The sequence below is a fragment of the Lentzea sp. NBRC 105346 genome (assembly GCF_030269605.1).
Classification (GTDB): Bacteria; Actinomycetota; Actinomycetes; order Mycobacteriales; family Pseudonocardiaceae; genus Lentzea.
This window is the reverse complement of sequence record NZ_BSTQ01000002.1, coordinates 744,429-762,098: the sequence shown is the minus strand read 5'-3', so window position 1 is coordinate 762,098 and position 17,670 is coordinate 744,429. Positions and strand designations below refer to the sequence as shown.

Genomic DNA, 17,670 nt, shown 5'->3' with positions numbered 1-17,670 from the left:
GATCACCTCTCGTTGTGCGCGTAGGCGCGGTGCAGCCGGTCGAGCTTCACGGAGGTGCGCCCGGACCGGCCCAGCAGCGCGACGTAGAGCACCTCGTGCCCGTCCGGCAGTCCGGCGAGCACGCGCCAGCCCATCGAGTCGAAACCGCCGATCGCGGTCACGTCGACGCCGGTGGCCGCGGCGCCCAGGTACAGCAGGTGGGTGAGCGCACCCGCGCGGAACAACGCGTCGCTGACACCGCGTGGGCCGGCATCGAGCAGCCGTTGCCGATCGGTGTGGCACAACAGCACCGCGCTCGCGTGCCGCAGGTGCTCCTGGCCCATGCACACCCGCACCAGCTCGTCGCCGCTCGGGGCGACCGCGGCGGGGTCGGACATCCGGCCGGGACCGTAGAGCGGGTAGCTGCCCGGCGCGCAGTCCGCCACCTCGCGCACCACGAGCGTCAGGCCGAGCCCGCTGTCCGGCGGGAGGTCGGTGAGCAGCGGGGTGCGCAGCGCGGCCAGCGTCCGGTCGATCTCGTCACATGTCAGTACGGCGGGCGCGAAGTCCTTGGCGGACCGGCGTTTCGCGGCCAGCGACGTCATCGACTCCGGTCCGGGGAACGGGTCGGTCTCCGGCTGGGCCCGCATCTCGGGTAACAACGGGCCACGGCGCACCGACGCGGCCGGGCCGGGGGTGTCACCACGCAGACCGGCGAGTGACTTCCAGCACTCCTGCTCCAGCCAGAACCGGTCACCGGCCACGGCGGCCCCGCGTTCGTCCACAAAGGACCATTCGTGCGGGTGGGTGTCGTGGTGCGCGCCACGCAACGCCAGCACGCTGTGCACGTACCGGCAGTTGGCGTCCAACGAGAGCAGCTCGCCCAGCGAGCCGGACGGGGTGGTCCGGAGCTCCGCGCGATCGTGCGACTCGGTGGCGAGAACCAGCAGGTGGGTGGCCAGATGTGCGGCGTCGAGCTGGGCGTAGAGGTAGCCGCGGTCGCCGTACTTGCGCATCGACAACCACGGCCGCAGAACGACGAGCACGGCCGCGTCGGTGTCGGCGAGGCCGGCCTGCTCCAGCGCCGTGCGCACCGCGGCGCCGGAACGGACCAGCGTGCACCGATGCCGTGCGGCGTCGAGCGCGTAGATCGCCTCGCCCACGGCGGCGAAGTACTCGTAGGGGTGCAACGCTCCGGCCGATGGCACCGACGGGCCACCGTTGAGCGTGCCCGCGGACGCGGTGTCGAAGAGCCGCAGCACCGGGCGCAGCTCGGCGGGCACGTCCCGGCAGGCGACCGCGCGCGTACCGGCGGGCGCGGTGAGCATCATCCGGTCCCAGCGCCATGAGGCGTCCTGACCAGTGCTGATCGCCGAGTCCAGCACCCCGACGGACCCCGATGGGGCGTACAAGGCGGGCGTGTAACCGTTCACCCGTGCACTCCTCGCTTCCTGTTCCAGGGCGCGCTCTTCTACGGCGTTTGGATGATCAAGATTCGTGAAACGGTGGAAATCCACTGATTCGAGTCCGACGTTGTCAGAAGTCTTCGACTTCGTGTAGACCTGTCGGTGGCCCGTGGCGGTCGTGGCCATGGGCGGACAGCGGATCATTCAGGGGGATGTCTAAGTGATCCTGGAAGGAACGGCTACCACAGCGGGTAACTGTCCCTGGGAAGTGCTCAGCGGACTGTTGGAACAACAGCAGCGAACGCTGGAAAGTGCGTCGAACCATGCGAATTCGGTCCGTGCGCAGATCTCCGCGCTCGCTCTTTACGCAAGTAACCCGAAAACCGGGATGCTGGGCGTCGAGGAGGTGACCGACCCGCTCCAGGCCGAGGAGCTGGTCGAGCACGCCACGGTGCTCGCGACGCGGGAGATCCTGTGGATGTACCCCGTGATCGCGGCCACCGACCAGCACGCGCGGTCGTTGTCCCGCAACCGCCTTGCGAGGGAGCGTGGCGTCGAGGTCCGGGCCATCATGCAGACCAGTCCCGCGGAGGGCACGCAGTCCACGGCCTACCTGAGGAAGCTCGCCGCGATGGGCGTGCAGATGCGCACATCGCTGCTGCTGCCCTACCGGTTGCTGGTCGTGGACGAGTCGCTGGCACTGGTCTCGGCGGCCCATCGTCCGGACGACGAGCCTGGTGCGGTCCTGCTCGTGCGTGATCCAACGGTGGTGCGGCTGTTGCGCCGGATGTTCGAGTTCTGCTGGGACGGTACGACGAACGCGTTGCCCGTACCCGAACTCGTGGCGGAGTCGGCCGACCGGCCTGCGGCAACGCTCCGGCTGGACACCCAGCAGCTGCTGGTGTTGCGGCTGTGGGCGTGTGGCCGGAAGGACTCGACGATCGCCCGTGAGCTCCAGGTGTCGCCGCGAACGTTGCGGCGCATCGTCTCGTCGTTGTTGCGGCGGCTCGGCGTGAGCAGCCGGTTCGAGGCCGGTCTGGTGGCGGCACGTCATCACGACCTCCTGGGGGCGGCGCAGCCGCGGGAATCGATGGAGCAGCTCAGCTGCGCTGGCTGAGCGCGAGAGGTGAAACGGCCGGGGGACAACACACCCCGGCCGTTTTCACGAGCAGAGGCGCGGCACCGCGTTCGTGCCGACGGGCAGCCACTCGGGCATCGGACGCAGGTCGGGCGCCGGCGTCCAGCGACCGTTCAGCTGCGCGTATCCCCAGCCGGGTCCCTCGATCAGCAGCTGTTCGACCGCCGCGACCAACCGGTCCGCGTCGTCGAGCCGCGAACCCAGTCCGAAGCTGGCGCGCACCGCACCGGAGCGGGGGAGTCCCAGGCGCGTGATCGCCGGATGCGCGCAGAACCGGCCGTCCCGCACACCGATGCCGTGCTCCGCGGACAGGTACGCCGCGACCAGCCCGGCGTCGTAGCCGGCGACGGAGAACGTCACCACGCCGATGACATCCGTGCAGTCCGCCCAGAAGCGATGCGTGCTGACACCGTCGAGCCTTTCGAGGCCGTTGACCAGGCGTTCCCGCAGGCGCGCCTCGTGTTCGGCCGAGGCGTCACCGAGCAGTTCGCCGACCACATCGCAGGCCTTCGCGAGCGCGGCGACGCCCAACACGTTGGGGCTGCCCGCTTCGTGCCGTTCCGGCGCGGCCGCCCAGAGCGCTCCGTCGAGCCGCACCTCCCGCACCGCGCCGCCGCCCGCGAGGTGCGGCGGGGCCTCGTCCAGCCAGTCCGGCCGGCCGAGCAGCACGCCCGCGCCATACGGCGCATAGGTTTTGTGCCCGGAGAACGCCACGTAGTCGACATCGCTGCGGGTGACGTCGATCCGCCGGTGTGGCGCCAGCTGCGCGGCGTCCACCACCACGCGCGTGCCGTGCCGGTGCGCGATCTCGACGATCCGTTCGAGCGGCACGACCTCGCCGGTCACGTTGGACGCGCCGGTGATCGCGAGCAGCGCGGAACCACGTTCGGCGAGCGTTCTGTTCAGCTCTGCCAACGTCTCGGCCAGCGTGTCCGCCGCCAGCAGGACGTGGTGTGACCCGGCCTGCCAGGGCAGCAGGTTCGCGTGGTGCTCGACGTCGAGCACCAGCACCTCGCCGGGAACGCAGCGGGACAGCAGGTTCAGCGAGTCCGTCGTGTTGCGGGTGAACACGACCTTGTCGTCCGGTCGCGCGCAGAGGAACCGCGCGACGGAGTCGCGGGCCGCCTCGTACATGGACGTCGACACCAGTGAGGCGTAACCCGCCCCGCGGTGGATGCTGCTGTAGTGCGGCGTGATGAGGGCGAGATGGTCCGCGACCGCCCGCAACGGCGGCGTGCTGGCCGCGTGGTCGAGGTTGACGTACCGCGTTTCCCCGCCGCGGACCAATGGCACGGTCAGATCGGCGCCGAGCACGTCCGCGAATGCCTTGTCGCATTCCTCGACGAGCTGGCTGCGATTCAAATCACTATTCATGGCTCGACCAGTCCGGAATGTCCAGAATTTCGATCACCGCGCTGGCCCAGTTGAACCCGTGTCCACTACCGGCCAGCACAACACGGTCCCCCGGCGCCAGTAGTCCAGTGGAGACCAAATGGTGCAGTGCATTGAACTGATCGCCCGCGCCGAGGTGGCCGATATTGCGGCCGAAGTCCCACGTGGTGCGTTCCTCGCCGACACCCATCTCCGCGAGCAGGCTCCACCAGCGCACGGTCTTGCCGATGTTGGGCAGCACGACGCGGGTCACGTCGTCCAGCTCGACCTTGGCCTCGTCGAGCGCCTGGGTCATCGAGTCGCCGACGCCCCGCGCGATGCGCAGCGAGATCTCGTCGAGCTGGCGCAGGTTCCGGCGCATGTACTTGTTCTTGCGCTTGCGCAGGTCGAGCGGCCGATCGGTCGGCGCGGGCGTGGTGGTGAGCCCGTCGCCGCGGTACATCTCCTCGAGCGTCGGGTCGGCCGTCATGACGCACGAGAGCACGCGCGCGAAGCCGGGGCGCCTGGTCAGCACGGTGGCCGTCGCGCCGTCACCGAGCACGGTGCCGCTCTCGCTGCGGAACCGGTCCCAGCCCGGCAGGCAGAACCGGTCGCACGTCGTGATCAGCACGGCCGCGTCGTCGTCGAGGTTCGACAGGTACGCGACGCCGAGCCCGAGGGCGGCCATGCCACCGTTGGACTTCTGGTCGACGTCGATCGAGGGAGCGCTCCCGCCGATGGTGGCCTGCTGGATGTAGGACGCGGGCGTCCACATGTCCTGGCCCTGGAAGTACACGCTGGCGTGCAGGATCAGCCGGACTTCCTCGGGCGTGGCGGAACCACGGGCCATGGCGGTTCGCACGGCCTTGATCGCCATGTCGGGGGCGAACTCGTCGTCGGAGACGACGGCTTTGAGCAGGCCGTTGGCCGTGTACTCACTGGCTTCGTACCGCCCGTCGGCGACCGCGTCGGCCAGGTCGATGGACCGGCCGAGGCGGACGCCGATCGAGTCGACGAAGATGTCGTTGAGGCGCAAGGTCAGACTCCTTCAGAGATGGTCACAGCCGCGTCCCGCCCGCGGTCCGATCCGCTGGCTGGTGGGCCGGCGGGCGGCGTCGGAGGCGCGTTCGGCCCACGGTTTCGAGTCGCTGGCTGGTGGGCTGGCGTGTCGGGTCACCAGCCGCGTCACAGCCGCGTCCCGCCCGCGGTCTCGATCCGCTCGCCGGTGAGCCAGCGCGCCTCGTCGGAAGCGAGGAACGCGACGACGTCCGCGACGTCGCCGGCCTGCCCGAGCCGGCCGAACACCGACAGCGCCTCGGCCTCGGCGAGCACCTCGGGCCGCGCGAACCGGTCGCCGTGGAAGTCGGTGTCGATCAGACCTGGCGCGACGGTGTTGACCGTGATGCCGCGGGCACCCAGCTGTGCGGCGATCGAGCGTCCGAACACGTCCAGCGCGCCCTTGCTCATGGCGTATCCGACGATCTGCGGGTGCGCGGCGCGGCTGGCGAGCGACGAGACGTTGACGATCCGCCCGCCCTCGGGCATCAGCGGCAACACCCGCTGCACCAGGAAGACGGGCGCCTTCACGTTGACCGCGAACACCCGGTCGAACTGCTCGGGCGTGATCTCGTCGACGCCGCCCTTGCACCCGATGCCCGCGTTGTTGACCAACACGTTCAGCTTGCCGCCGTACTCGGCGAGCCCCGCCGTGAGCCCGGCGAACAACGTGTCGATGTCACCCGGCACGCCGAGCTCGGCCTGGATGGGGAACGCTTGGCCCCCAGCGGCCTCGACGGCCGACATGGTCTCCTTGGCGGCAGCGGCGTCCTCGCGAAAGTGCACCGCGACGACGAACCCGTTGCGGCCGAGGCGTTCGGCGACGGCGCGCCCGATCCCCCGACTCGCCCCGGTGACCAGGGCGGTGCGCACAGCAGCGGTCATGGTGACGACCATGGCACGGCCCTCGGCCGGCCGGGTAGGGCCGCCGATGGCCCGTGGCGGTCGTGGCCAGAGCCGGTCACACACCGTCCACTGTGGAGCTCGGCCCGAAGGGGCAGAGCACGTGGCCGCGGGTGCCAAGACGGTGGCGGCGACGTATCGGATGCGGTCTGATGAGCGCGTGGAGTCGAACGAGGAGTGGGGCTTCGCGGGTGAGGTCTTCCTGCGGCTGGCGGTCGAGGGGGCGCTCGTGCTCGGCCCGGACGAGGCCGGTCCGGTCATCGAGGGCCTGACCGCGACGCTCGCCGAGGTGACCGCGCGGTGCGACACCGGACTGCGAGGGCGCGCGGTAGTGGAGTTGCCCAAGTACATCGAGGCGTTGCGGATCGCGAGTTCAGGATCCGAGCTTGCCCAGCATGTTGGTGACGTGGGACTGGACGGTGAGCGGTGGCAGGCCGAGTTCGAGCGCGATGTCCGCGCGGGACTTGCCGTCGGCGAGGAGTGCGGCGATGCGTCGTTCGATCGATGACAGCTCGGTGCTGCCGCCGGCGGGGCGCCCGATGCCGAACGGTCGCAGCCTGGTTTCCGCGCGGCGCAGGTCCCAGTGCGCGGACAGGGTCGTGAAGATGTCCACGGCCTCACCGAACGCGTCGACGGCCGCGCCGATCCGGCCGGCGCGGGCCAGTAGTACCGCGGCGTCCTCCAACGACGCGGCGAGTTCAGGCACCCGGCCCACGCGCCGGTAGTGGGCCGCCGCCTTCAGTGCGGGCTCCGGCGAGTCCGTGACCAGAGCCTGGCAGTGCAGAGCCGCGGTGAACGCCCGCGCGGGCGTCGTCTCGCGGGCCGCTTCCGACGCGCAGATGTCCATGGCCTCCTGGGCGATGGCGGGTTCGTCCAGGTCGAGCGCGAGCCGCGTGATGTACGGCAGCCATTGGTGGCGCAGCATGAGCGGCGCGTAGGCGGGGCGCAGCACCGGTTCGAGCACGGCCAGTGCCTCGGAAGGCATGCCCCGCTGTTCGAGGTTCAGCGCGCGGGCGACCAGCAGGAAGTCGCAGTTCTCGCGTTCGGTGTTGGACGCCGGGAACCTGGCCTCCGCGGCGTCGAGGTGCGCCTCGGCCGACGTGTGGTCGTTGCGGCGCCCGGCGATCAGCGCCGTCACGCCGTGCAGCAGCAGTGCGACCGCGCCGAAGTCGCGGATACCGGTGACCGTGGCGCCGTTCTCGACCGCCGCCAGCCAGGCGAGCGAGGTGTCCCACCGTCCGGTCCAGTAGTGGTGCACCGCGATGGACACCCGCAGGCCCGCGGGGAGTTCCCCGGACAGGTCGGACACCTCGTCGAGCCGGTCGAGGTTGTGCAGCGTGAAGATGCGGTTGTCCAGAAGGTCGTGCCGCAGAGCGGGTTCGTCGGCGGCCAACCGCAGCGCACTGTCCACATGCGACAGCGCGCGGACGTGGTCGCGGCGGATCGAGCTGATCAGCCACAGTGTCTGTTGCGCGTGTGCCATGAAGTAAGGGTCTGCGAACACCTGGTGCGCGCGGCGTTCGGCCGCGTCGAGGTCGGTGAGGTCGCCACGCCGGAAGTTGGCCAGCAGCCCCCGGTTCCAGATCCGCCACTGGTCCGGCACGGAGGGGTCGTCCTCGACCTCGACGAGCAGCGCGATCGCCTCCTCGACGGCACCCTGCCGGTAGCGGATGGCGGCGAGCAGATGCCGCATCTCGGCGGCGTGCTCGGGGTCGGTCGCGAGGCGGACTGCTTGCCGCGCCTCGGTTTCGGGCAGCCGGTCGAGCCGGAACAACGTGCGCACCAGTGCGACGAGCAGGGCCTCCCGCTGCGCCGGCGTGGGCAGGCCGGTGTCGAGTACCCGGCGCAGCAGGTCGCCCGCCAGGTCGGGCGCCCGGTTCGTGACGGCGACGTGGTGCTCGGCCACCCAGCCGACGACCCACGCGTCCACCAGGACCTCGTCGGCGGTGAGCTGCTCGACGATCCGCGTGACCGAGGCGTTCACGCGGGCCAGTGCCTCGGCCGCCCGCCGGCGAACGGCCGCGGGTGCGGCGACCCCGTCGGCCAGCGCGCGGCGGATCACGGGGTGGCGGAACGCCAGGCGCGGGCCCGCCTCCACGACCACGTTCGCCGACACGGCCTCGTCGAAGATCCGCACCAGGTCGTAGGGGGATCGGCCGGTCAGCTCGACGACCTCGCCGACCGCGAACTCCATGCCCAGCACGGCGGTGACCCGCAGGACGTCCCTGGTGTCCGGCCGCAGGAAGCCGAGCGTCCTGGCGATCGTCGCGGCCAGCGACAGCGGTTCGTCGGGCACGGCGCCCTCGCGGACGAACGCGTGCGCCATCTCCTTGACGTACAACGGGTTCCCGGCGGCTCGCCGTGCGATCGCGCGCGTCCCGTCGCAGGCAGGCGTCGGCACGATCGTGCCGATCAACCGCTCCACGTCCTGGTGCGCCAACGGATCCAGCACGACGACCTGTCCATCACGAGCGAGAACGCCGCGCCGGAGCTGCGCGAGCTCCTTGCGGGTCGGCTCGGGACGGGTCGCCGCGACGAGCAGGAGCGGCAGCTGCCGCGTGGCCGCGGCGAGCCGGCTCCACGCCAGGACGCTGGTCTCGTCGGCCCACTGCAGGTCGTCGATCACCAGGACGAGCGGAGCGGTCGCGCACAACGCGCGCACGGCCGCCACCACCTGGTCGGCGGTCGCGTCGGTTGCGAGATCCAGCTCCAGCGCGTCGGCCATGACCCGCAAGGGAAGGTGCCGGTTCAGCTCGTCCGCCACACCCCAGGCGAGCTGGCAGCCGTCCACGGTCACCCCGGCGAACGCGACGGCCAGCAGCTCCGACTTGCCGATGCCCGGCTCGCCCTCGATCCACACGGTGCGGCCGATGCCCGCCCGCACATCCGCGACAAGCCCGCGCAACAGCCGCAGTTCGGACTCGCGGGCGACGAACGGCGTGCCCGCACGCATCGCCCTGGCCACGGAGGCGGGCATGACCGCGAGCGGAGCCACGTCGCCGGTGTCCCGGAGAATCCGCTGGTGCACCTGCTGGAGCGCGGTGCCCGGTTCGACGCCGAGGTCGGTCACCAGCGTCCGCCTCGCCTCGCGGAAGACCTCCAGCGCCTCCGCGGTGCGCCCGGCGCCGTGCAACGCGACCATCAGCAGTTCATAGATCGGTTCGTGCCAAGGGTGCTCGCGCACCAGCCCGGTCAGCTCGCCGATCAGCTCGTGGTGGTGACCGAGCTCGAGCAGCGTCCGCGCACGTTGCTCGACGGTCGACAGGTGCAGCTCGGCGAGCCGGCGTCGTTCCACCTCGGCGAACGGGCCGGGCACGCCGGCGAACGCCTCGCCACGCCACAACGCGAGCGCCTCGTCCAGTGTTCTGGCCGCGTCCGCATTGGCACCTTCGGCGAGCCGCTGCTGCGCGTCGTTCCGCAGCCGGGCGAACCTCGCCGCGTCGAGCGCCTCCTCACCGAGCCGCAGCTCGTACCCGTCCGGCGACGAGACCAGCACGTCCGGCGGGAGCACCTGACGCAACCCGGATATATAGGTGTGCACGCTGCCGGCCGCCGTCGCCGGGGCGGTCTCGCCCCACACGGAACCGATCAGCTCGTCGCGGCTGACGACCCGGCCGAGCTGCGCTGCGAGCACCGCGAACACCGCACGTTGCCTGGCCGGGCCGAGGGACAGCTCCTCGTCGCCCAGCCAGGCGTGCATCGGTCCGAGGACGTCGACGCGGATCACGCGGCCCCATCACGTTGGCGGGCAAGCAGAGTTCCCACCGCAGCCGCCACCCCGTCACTCAGCCCGCCCGGCACGCTCGGCTGGTCGGCCAGATAGCGCAGCAGGGCCAGCGCAGTCCGCGACGCGCCTTCGGCGAGCGCGGGGAGGTGGGCGGTCAGCCAACGGGACGTCCAGTCGTCCAGCGGGACCGGACCGGCGAGCAGCTGGGCGGCGACCCGCTCCGGCGTACTGACCGGAGCGATCCGTTCGGCGATCTGCCGATGCAGCGTGGCCCGCAGCGCCGCGGGCACGGAGTCGCGCAGCACCCGGCGCACGACCGCATACCGGAACCCGCCTCCGGCGTTCAGGACGCCGGCCAGGACAGCCTCCTCCACGTCGGTGGCGACGTCATGTCCGGTGGCGGCCGCCAGTTCTTCGACCGTGCACGGGTCCGCGAGCAGCGCGGCCGTGCGCGCGGTGTCGCGTGCGGACTCCGGCAGCGCGCCGAGGTGCCGCTCGACAGCGGGACCGACGGGTTCGTGTCCGGCGAGCGCGCGGAGATAGCGCGGGTTGCCCGCAGCCTCGCTCGACGGCTGCCCGACCAGCAGGCGCTGCTCGTCGGGCGAGAGCGGGCCGAGCGGCAGGGTGTCGAACTCGGCCCGCATCGGTCGCGAGGCGACGACCAGTAGGAACGGGAGTCGCGACGTCAACTCGTGCAGGCGTTGCAGCACTTCGAGCGTCTCGCCGTCGGCCCAGTGCGCGTTGTCGACGACGAACACCAGCGGTGACCGGCGGCACACGTCCCGCACGACCTCGACCGCGCGTTCGACCGACGGTTCGGCGACGTGCGGCAGGCCTTCCATCACCACGCCGAACGGGACCTGGTGCGACAACTCGTCGGCGACTCCCCAGCCCAGCACGCACCCCTGTGCCGGGGCGTCGTGCAGAGCTTCGGCGAGCAGTGCGGACTTGCCGATCCCCGGATCGCCCACGACCCACACGCAGCCACCGCGCCCCGCGACGACGTCCGCGACCGCGCCCCGCAACCGCGCCACCTCGTACTCCCGGCCGACGAAGACCTCGGCCCGGTCACCCGCGCGGACCGGGGTGCCGCCGGACAACGTGTCACGCAGCTTGCGCAGCGCGGGCCCCGGTTCGGTGCCCGCGTGTTCGACCAGGATCTCGCGCGCGGTGTCGAACGCGGCCAGCGCCTCGGACCTGTGGCCGGACCTGGCCAAAGCCGTGATCAGCAGCTCCCACAAGCCTTCCCGGAGCGGGTGCTGCTCGGTGAGGTCACGGAGCTCCGCCACCAGGTCGTCGCCCTGGTCCAGTGCGACGGCGGCACGTCGTTCGACGGCCGACAGCCGGAGCTCGCCCAGCCGGACGCGATGGGACTCGGCGAACGGGCCGGTCAGCCCCTCCAGCGCCTCGCCCCGCCACAGGCCGAGTGCGGCCTCCAGTGCGGCGCGCTCGCCCGCGAGGTCACCGCGTTCGCGGCACTGACGTGCTTCTTCCCGATGCGCTTGGAAGTCAGTGATGTCGGCCGACGTCACCTGTAGGCGGTAGCCGCCGCCCGCCGATGTGAGCGCTTCGGATCCCACGGCCCGGCGTAGCGCGGAGGCGTGGTTGTAGACGCTGCCCGCGGCCCGCTCCGGCGCCTGTTCGCCCCAGACGGCGTCGATGATCTCCGTGCGCAGCACGATCTCGTTGGCCCGCAACGCGAGCACGGCGAACACCGCACGCCGTTGTGCCGAACCGAGATCTATCTCGGCGTCTCCCCGCTTGGCCCGCACCGGTCCCAGTACGTCAACACGTAACCCGGCCACGAGGATCCACCCTACTCGTACGTACCCAAACCCGTGCTGACGTGCGCGATGAGGTTTCGTGAAGGACCGCACTCCCACACTTCTCCCCAGTACCGGCCGACCACTTGGGGAGGAGTGGAACGCATGTTCGTCGCAGTACAGGCAGCCGATCCGATCAGCGGGGCGGGACTCACCAGCCACCTCGCGTCCCACCACGAAGTCGAGGTGCTGCCCGCCGATCGACGTGCCGACGCGGACGTCGCCGTCGTCGCGGTCGATCGCCTCACGGCCGAGGTCGTCACCGTGCTACGCCGCTCGGCCGCGGCGTTCGGGACGCCGACCGTATTGGTGGTCAATGAGATCAGCGAGGCCGAGCTGCTGGCGGCGGTGGAGTGCAAGGTGGTCGCGGTGGTGCCGCGGGCGGCGGCCACCGGCGAGCGGCTGGTGCGGGCGGTGGAGTCCGCGGCGGCGGGTGGAGGGGTCCTGCCGCCGCAGCTGCTCGGCGAGCTGCTCCGGCACGTCGAGCGCGTACAACGCGAGGTGCTGATGCCGCAGGGCGTGAACGCGGCCGGTCTGACCGGCCGGGAGATCGACGTGCTGCGGCTGGTCGCCGACGGGATGGACACCGGGGAGATCGCGCAGAAGCTGTGTTATTCCGAGCGATCCGTCAAACACGTGATCTCCGGGGTTACCACCCGACTCAAGCTGCGGAACCGCTCTCACGCGGTGGCGTACGCCATGCGAGCCGGAATGCTGTAGCGCCGCCGGGCTGGGTGATGATGGCGCGTCGAACTGATCACTTCTTGGAAGGAACTGCGATGCAACGGTCGCTGGCCGGCCTCATGGCTGTACTGGCGCTGCTCGCCGGCGGGTGTGGCGCCTCGGGTGACGGCAAGACGAAGATCACCGTGGCGACCTTCGGGGAGTTCGGGTACGAGGAGCTGTTCACCGAGTACGAGAAGGCGCACCCGGAGGTGGACGTCGTCGGCCGGGTCGCCGACTTCGACGCACACCACAAGGGCCTGATCACCTCGCTCGCGAGCGGCAACGGCGCGGCGGACGTCGTGGCGATCGAAGAGCAGTACATGCCGAAGTTCCGTCAGTCCAAGGACAAGTTCGCGGATCTCGCTCAGTTCGGGGCGAAGGATCTGCGTGACCGCTGGGCGCCCTGGAAGTGGGAACAGGGGGTGGACGGCGACTTCGTCATGGGACTCGGCACGGACATGGGCGGCCTGGCCATGTGCTACCGGCGCGACCTGTTCGAGAAGGCCGGTCTGCCCACCGCCCGCGACGAGGTCGCCGCGCTGTGGCCCACGTGGGAGGCGTACGCGTCGGTGGCGGACCGGTTCTCGGTTCCCGGCGCGAAGTTCACCGACTCGGCCGGCACGGTGTACACGGCGATCATCAACCAGGCCGAGGAGAACTACTTCGCCCGGGACGAGAGGTTCATCGGCGACACGAACCCCAACGTGCGCAAGGCGTTCGACATCGCGGGCAGTATCGGCGCGAAGAAGCAGACGGCGAACGTCACGACGTTCACGCAACCGTGGAACGTCGCGCTCGCGCAGGGCAGCTTCGCGACCATGACCTGCCCCGCCTGGATGCTCGCCCTGATCAAGCAGGCGAGCGGACCCGCGAACAGCGGCAAATGGGACGTGACCACGGTGCCCGGTGGTGGCGGCAACTGGGGTGGTTCTTATCTGGCGGTGCCCGCACAGGGCGCGCACCAGCGTGAGGCGTACCAGCTGGCCGAGTGGCTCACCGCGCCGGAGCAGCAGAAGAAACTGTTCCTCAGCAAGGAGATCCTGCCCAGCCAGCCCGCCGTCTACCGGGACCCAGCGGTCACCGGTCACACCGACCCGTACTTCGGCGACGCCCCGGTCGGCAAGTTGTTCGGCGCCTCGTCGGACGACATCAGGCCGAACTACCGCGGCCTGCGTGACGCGGACGTGCGGCCGAAGTTCGGCATGGCGCTCGGCCGGATCGAGGACGGCAAGCAGACCGTGGACGAGGCGTGGCGGCAGGCCGTCGACGAGGCTCGTGCGGCGGTGCGCTAGATGGTCCGGCGGGCGGGACCGCTGCTGTTCGTCGCTGGGCGGTGGAGCGAACGTGGCGTTCAGGGACATAGAAGTCCTCGAACGTCACGTTCACTGCGGTGCGCCACAGTGCTCGGCTGGGGTGGGAGCTGATGGTCCGGCGGGCGGGACCGCTGCTGTTCGTCGCACCGTTCTTTGTGTTGTTTGCGGTGTTCGGCGTGTTCCCGCTGCTGTCGACGGTGTGGGTGTCGCTGCACCGCTGGCACCTGATCGAGGGCGGGCAGCGGTTCGTCGGCGGCGCCAACTACCTGGCGCTGCTGGGCGATCCGTTCATCTACAACGCGTTGTTCAACACGGTGAGCATCTTCGTCCTCGCCACGGTCCCGCAACTGTTGTGCGCCTTGGGGATCGCGGCGCTGCTCGACCGCCCGCTGCGGGGCCGCACGGGCTGGCGCGCGGTCGTACTGCTGCCGAACGTCGTGCCCGTCGTGGCCGTCGCGCTGATCTTCGCTCAACTGTTCGGGCGTGACTACGGGCTGGTGAACTGGGCGCTCGGACTGGTCGGGGTGGAGCCGATCTCCTGGCAGTCCGAGGTGTGGTCGTCGCACCTCGGTGTCGCCGCGATGGTGACGTGGCGGTGGACCGGGTACAACGCCCTGCTGTTCCTGGCGGCGATGCAGTCGGTGCCGGGCGAGCTGCACGAGGCCGCCGTGCTCGACGGCGCGTCGCGGTGGCAGGCCTTCTGGGCTGTGACCGTGCCGGCGATCCGGCCCACGATCCTGTTCGTCGTGGTGGTGTCGACCATCGGTGGCTTCCAGCTGTTCGCCGAACCCCAGCTGTTCGACGCCTCGGGGGTCGGCGGCAACGACCGGCAGTTCCAGACGATCGCGATGTACCTGTACGAGAACGGGTTCGGGCGGCTGGACGCGGGTTACGCGGCCGCGATCTCGTGGGTGCTCTTCCTGCTGTGCGCGGTGTTCGCGATGGTCAACTTCAAGCTCGTCCGGCGCGTGGTGAAGTGATGCGAAACCGGCTGACCTACGCCCTGCTCACGGGCATCGCGCTCGCCTCGGTCTTCCCGCTGTACTGGTCCTTCGTGGTGGCCTCGCGCGACGGCTCGGCGATCGCTTCGCGTACGCCGCCGTTGGTCCCGGGCGGCAACCTGGTCGAGAACATCCGCAGGGTGTTCGACACCGTCGACTTCTGGCTCGCGCTGCAGAACTCGCTGATCGTGTCGGTCACCGTGACGGCGTCGAACCTGCTCCTGTCCACAATGGCCGGCTTCGCGTTCGCCCGGCTGCGCTTTCCGGGCCGGGACACGTTGTTCCTGCTGCTCGTCGGCTCCGCGATGATCCCGGCGCAACTGGGCGTGATCCCGTTGTACCTGCTGGTGGGTGAGCTCGGCTGGCAGGGGAAGCTGGCGGCGGTGATCGTGCCGGGGCTGGTCAGCGCGTTCAGCGTGTTCTGGATGCGGCAGGCCTGCGAGGAGGCGGTGCCGCGGGAGCTGGTCGACGCGGCCACAATGGACGGTTGTTCGCTGCTCCGCACGTACTGGCACGTCGCGCTGCCGGCGTTGCGCTCACACGCCGCCGTGCTCGGCATGCTGACGTTCACCGCGGCCTGGAACGACTTCTTCTGGCCGCTGATCGTCCTCGACCCCAACGAGACGCCGACCGTGCAGGTCGCGTTGTCGCGGCTGGCGAGCGGGTACTTCACCGACTACTCGCTGATGCTCACCGGGGTGACGCTGGGCACTGTCCCGGTGGTCGTGCTCTTCCTCCTGCTGGCCAGGAGAGTTGTCAACGGGATCATGAAGGGGGCGATCAACGGGTGAGGTTTCCACCGGGATTTCTCTGGGGTGCGGCCACGGCTGCCTACCAGATCGAGGGCGCGGTGTCCGACGACGGTCGCGGACCGTCCATCTGGGACACATTCACGCGCGGTGGACAGAGTGGCGATCCGGCGTGCGACCACTACCACCGATATCTGACGGACGTCGAGTTGATCGACTCGCTCGGCCTGCGGGCGTACCGGTTCTCCACGGCCTGGCCTCGGATCATGCCTGATGGCCGCACGGTGTCGTCACGTGGCCTTGCGTTCTATGACCGGCTCGTGGACGCGTTGCTCGAGCGCGACATCACGCCGGTGATCACGTTGTACCACTGGGACCTGCCGCAGGCGTTGCAGGACGAGGGCGGCTGGTGCAACCGGGACATCGCCTCTCACTTCGCCTCCTACGCGCGTGTCGTCCACGACCGGCTCGGCGACCGGGTGAAGCAGTGGACCACGCTGAACGAACCGTTCTGTTCAGCTTTTCTCGGCTACGGAACCGGTGTGCACGCCCCCGGAATCCAGGACGAGGGCAAGGCGCTCGTAGCCGCGCACCACCACCTGCTGGCCCACGGCCGTGCTTGTGAGGTGCTGGGCACCGCCTCGATCGCGCTGAACTTCTCGCCGGTACTCACCGATTTTCGCGACGCGGCACACCGCGAGTCGGCCCGCCGGTTCGACGGCCTGCACAACCGGTTCTTCCTGGATCCCTTGCTGGGTCAGGGGTATCCGCCCGACGTGCTTGCCGACGTCGCGCACCTGGGCGCTTTGGAGCCCGCGATCCGCGACGGCGACCTGGAGACCATCGCCCAGCCGCTGTCCTGGCTCGGCGTCAACTACTACGCGCCGACCAGGACGGCGCCGCTGGACGATCTCACGGCTCGCGGTAACTGCCCGTTGCCGGGCCTGCGCGGGATGGACGTGCTCCCGCCCCGTGGGCCGCTCACCACGATGGGCTGGGAGCAACGCCCGGCTTCGCTGACCGATCTCCTGCTGTGGCTGGGTTCACGGTGTTCGGTGCCGCTCGTCGTGGTCGAGAACGGCGCCGCGTTCGTCGATGTGGTGGAACCGGACGGCCGCGTGCGCGATGGGGAACGGGTACGGTACCTCGACTCGCACCTGCGTGCCGTTCATGCCGCGATCGTCTCCGGTGCGGACGTGCGCGGATACTTCGCCTGGTCGCTGCTGGACAACTTCGAATGGGCCCTGGGGTACACGCAGCGGTTCGGCTTGGTGCACGTCGATTTCGTTACACAGCAGCGGATCGTCAAGGACAGCGGACGTTTCTTCGCGTCCGTCGTCGCACGGAATGGGCTCACGGACTGAGCACTTCCTCGATGCGGGTCGCGATGCGCTCGTTGTCGGCGGGGGACAGGCTCATCCAGCCGTCCTCGGTGACCACGAGGTAGCGTCCCTGGTCGGTGTCGAACCAGTTGACCAGTGTTTTGCTTCCTGTGACGCCGAACTGACCGCCGGCCACCCGGCCGGCGGTCAGTTCGTCCAGCAGAGCGGCGTCCTGAGTGGACAGTCCGGCCTTACGCAGTGCCTGCCGGTCGTCGTCTTCGCCGCCCCAGGGGTCGTTCTCGTCCTCTTGTGGTTCGGCCGCTTGCTTCAGCGCCTCCAGCCGGACGGACAACGAGCTGCCCGGCCCTGCTTTTGCGGCGGGCAGCACCTCGACGATCGACCTCGCGAGCGAGGTCGGCCGGATCTCGGTCAAACTGACCTTTTCGTCGTCCAGCACCGCGAGGACGGCCCGCGTGCCGGCGGAGGTGGCGATGGCGCGGCCGGTGCTCCCCACCGCGTGCACCGCGACCTCGTGTTCGGCCAGCAGTCGCAGGAGATCCTCGGCTCGTTGGTCCGGTTGGATCTCTTGGCGCAGCCGGGTCCGTTCCTCCTCGGTGTCGCCGATGCTCGGCACGTCGAGGGGGTAGGGGAGCGGGCCCAGTTCGGCCTTGTTCCACCACAGGTCGAGGTCACGGGTTGTCAGCGTGATCACTGCTTGTCCTTTGGTTTCTTGGGCTTCGCGTCGCCGATCACCGCCGGGGGTAGGTCTGCTCCCGGTACGTCGAAGAGGTCGCCGGAGATGATGTAGTTGGGGGACTTGCGTTCCTTGTCCTCCTCGGACTTGCCGCCCGCGTGGCCGCCCATCGGGCCTCCGGCCGCGGCGGCGGCGCCGGGGCTGGTGGTGGCAGGGCCGGTGGAGCGGCCTGGTTGTGACGAGGTGGTGTTCGGCGCGACGCCGGTTGAGCCGCCCGCTTGGGTGCCTGCGCTGCCGCTGCCCATGGCGGTGCCGCTGGGGCCGCCGCCGAAGGGTGACAACGCGGGGGCGGACCCGCGCCCGCCGGAGCCGAGGCCGCCGGAGCCGCCGCCGGTGCTGCCCGAGCCGCCGCTGCCAAGGCCGCCAGTGCCCCCGCTGCCGGGGATGCGCGATCCTCCAGGT

General features: G+C 70.3%; 13 protein-coding genes and 1 pseudogene. 6 read left to right on the top strand and 8 right to left on the bottom strand.

All coding sequences use genetic code 11. The features are described 5' to 3' along the window. Nucleotides 1-2 precede the first annotated feature (2 nt). On the bottom strand, nt 3-1,412 hold the full coding sequence (locus QSK35_RS07240) for a nitroreductase family protein (protein WP_285743482.1): 1,410 nt from the start codon (nt 1,410-1,412) through the stop codon (nt 3-5). Between the two features lie 379 nt (nt 1,413-1,791). On the opposite strand from QSK35_RS07240, the gene QSK35_RS07235 reads away from it, so the two are divergent. Next, entirely contained in the window at nt 1,792-2,502 is a 711-nt protein-coding gene (locus QSK35_RS07235) for a helix-turn-helix transcriptional regulator (protein WP_285743480.1), read from the top strand. A 45-nt stretch (nt 2,503-2,547) separates the two neighbouring features. On the opposite strand, the gene QSK35_RS07230 is transcribed toward QSK35_RS07235, so the two are convergent. The 5 genes from QSK35_RS07230 to QSK35_RS07210 all read right to left on the bottom strand — a co-directional run bounded on the left by QSK35_RS07230 (nt 2,548) and on the right by QSK35_RS07210 (nt 11,385). Then, nucleotides 2,548-3,897 carry an aminotransferase class V-fold PLP-dependent enzyme gene (locus QSK35_RS07230; protein ID WP_285743479.1) on the bottom strand — a complete coding sequence of 450 codons (1,350 nt, stop codon included), beginning with the start codon at nt 3,895-3,897 and terminating at the stop codon, nt 2,548-2,550. Then, nucleotides 3,890-4,930 (bottom strand): ketoacyl-ACP synthase III family protein, encoded by a 1,041-nt coding sequence (locus QSK35_RS07225; RefSeq protein ID WP_285743478.1) that lies wholly within the window; start codon nt 4,928-4,930, stop codon nt 3,890-3,892. The genes QSK35_RS07230 and QSK35_RS07225 overlap by 8 nt, the downstream gene beginning before the upstream one ends. Nucleotides 4,931-5,079: 149 nt before the next feature. Next, nucleotides 5,080-5,835: an SDR family NAD(P)-dependent oxidoreductase gene (locus QSK35_RS07220; RefSeq protein WP_285743477.1), complete on the bottom strand. Its 756-nt coding sequence runs from the start codon at nt 5,833-5,835 to the stop codon at nt 5,080-5,082. 391 nt (nt 5,836-6,226) lie between these two features. Then, the gene (locus QSK35_RS07215; RefSeq protein ID WP_352243394.1) at nt 6,227-9,580 is read right to left on the bottom strand and encodes an ATP-binding protein; all 3,354 of its coding nucleotides are present in this window, start codon (nt 9,578-9,580) and stop codon (nt 6,227-6,229) included. Continuing rightward, nucleotides 9,577-11,385: an AfsR/SARP family transcriptional regulator gene (locus QSK35_RS07210; protein ID WP_285743476.1), complete on the bottom strand. Its 1,809-nt coding sequence runs from the start codon at nt 11,383-11,385 to the stop codon at nt 9,577-9,579. Before QSK35_RS07210 ends, QSK35_RS07215 begins: the two co-directional genes overlap by 4 nt. 123 nt (nt 11,386-11,508) lie before the next feature. Here QSK35_RS07210 and QSK35_RS07205 point away from each other — a divergent pair, with 123 nt between their 5' ends. The 5 genes from QSK35_RS07205 (at nt 11,509) to QSK35_RS07185 (ending at nt 16,556) form a co-directional block, all read left to right on the top strand. Further along, nucleotides 11,509-12,123 carry a helix-turn-helix transcriptional regulator gene (locus tag QSK35_RS07205; RefSeq protein WP_285743475.1) on the top strand — a complete coding sequence of 205 codons (615 nt, stop codon included), beginning with the start codon at nt 11,509-11,511 and terminating at the stop codon, nt 12,121-12,123. A 59-nt stretch (nt 12,124-12,182) separates the two neighbouring features. Further along, complete coding sequence (locus tag QSK35_RS07200) at nt 12,183-13,421, top strand: ABC transporter substrate-binding protein (RefSeq protein WP_285743474.1); 1,239 nt, start codon at nt 12,183-12,185, stop codon at nt 13,419-13,421. 131 nt (nt 13,422-13,552) lie between these two features. Then, nucleotides 13,553-14,422, top strand: coding sequence for a carbohydrate ABC transporter permease (locus QSK35_RS07195; protein WP_285743612.1), 870 nt, complete (start codon nt 13,553-13,555; stop codon nt 14,420-14,422). Continuing rightward, nucleotides 14,422-15,234, top strand: coding sequence for a carbohydrate ABC transporter permease (locus QSK35_RS07190; protein WP_285743473.1), 813 nt, complete (start codon nt 14,422-14,424; stop codon nt 15,232-15,234). Before QSK35_RS07195 ends, QSK35_RS07190 begins: the two co-directional genes overlap by 1 nt. Then, entirely contained in the window at nt 15,231-16,556 is a 1,326-nt protein-coding gene (locus tag QSK35_RS07185; protein WP_285743472.1) for a GH1 family beta-glucosidase, read from the top strand. Before QSK35_RS07190 ends, QSK35_RS07185 begins: the two co-directional genes overlap by 4 nt. Here QSK35_RS07185 and QSK35_RS07180 read toward each other — a convergent pair. Both QSK35_RS07180 and QSK35_RS07175 read right to left on the bottom strand, forming a co-directional pair. After that, nucleotides 16,546-17,226 (bottom strand): ESX secretion-associated protein EspG, encoded by a 681-nt coding sequence (locus QSK35_RS07180; RefSeq protein WP_285743471.1) that lies wholly within the window; start codon nt 17,224-17,226, stop codon nt 16,546-16,548. The two genes, QSK35_RS07185 and QSK35_RS07180, sit on opposite strands and share 11 nt — an antisense overlap. Next, a pseudogene (locus tag QSK35_RS07175) lies at nt 17,223-17,670 on the bottom strand (PPE domain-containing protein); the annotation flags it as partial. The gene QSK35_RS07180 and the pseudogene QSK35_RS07175, both read right to left, overlap by 4 nt.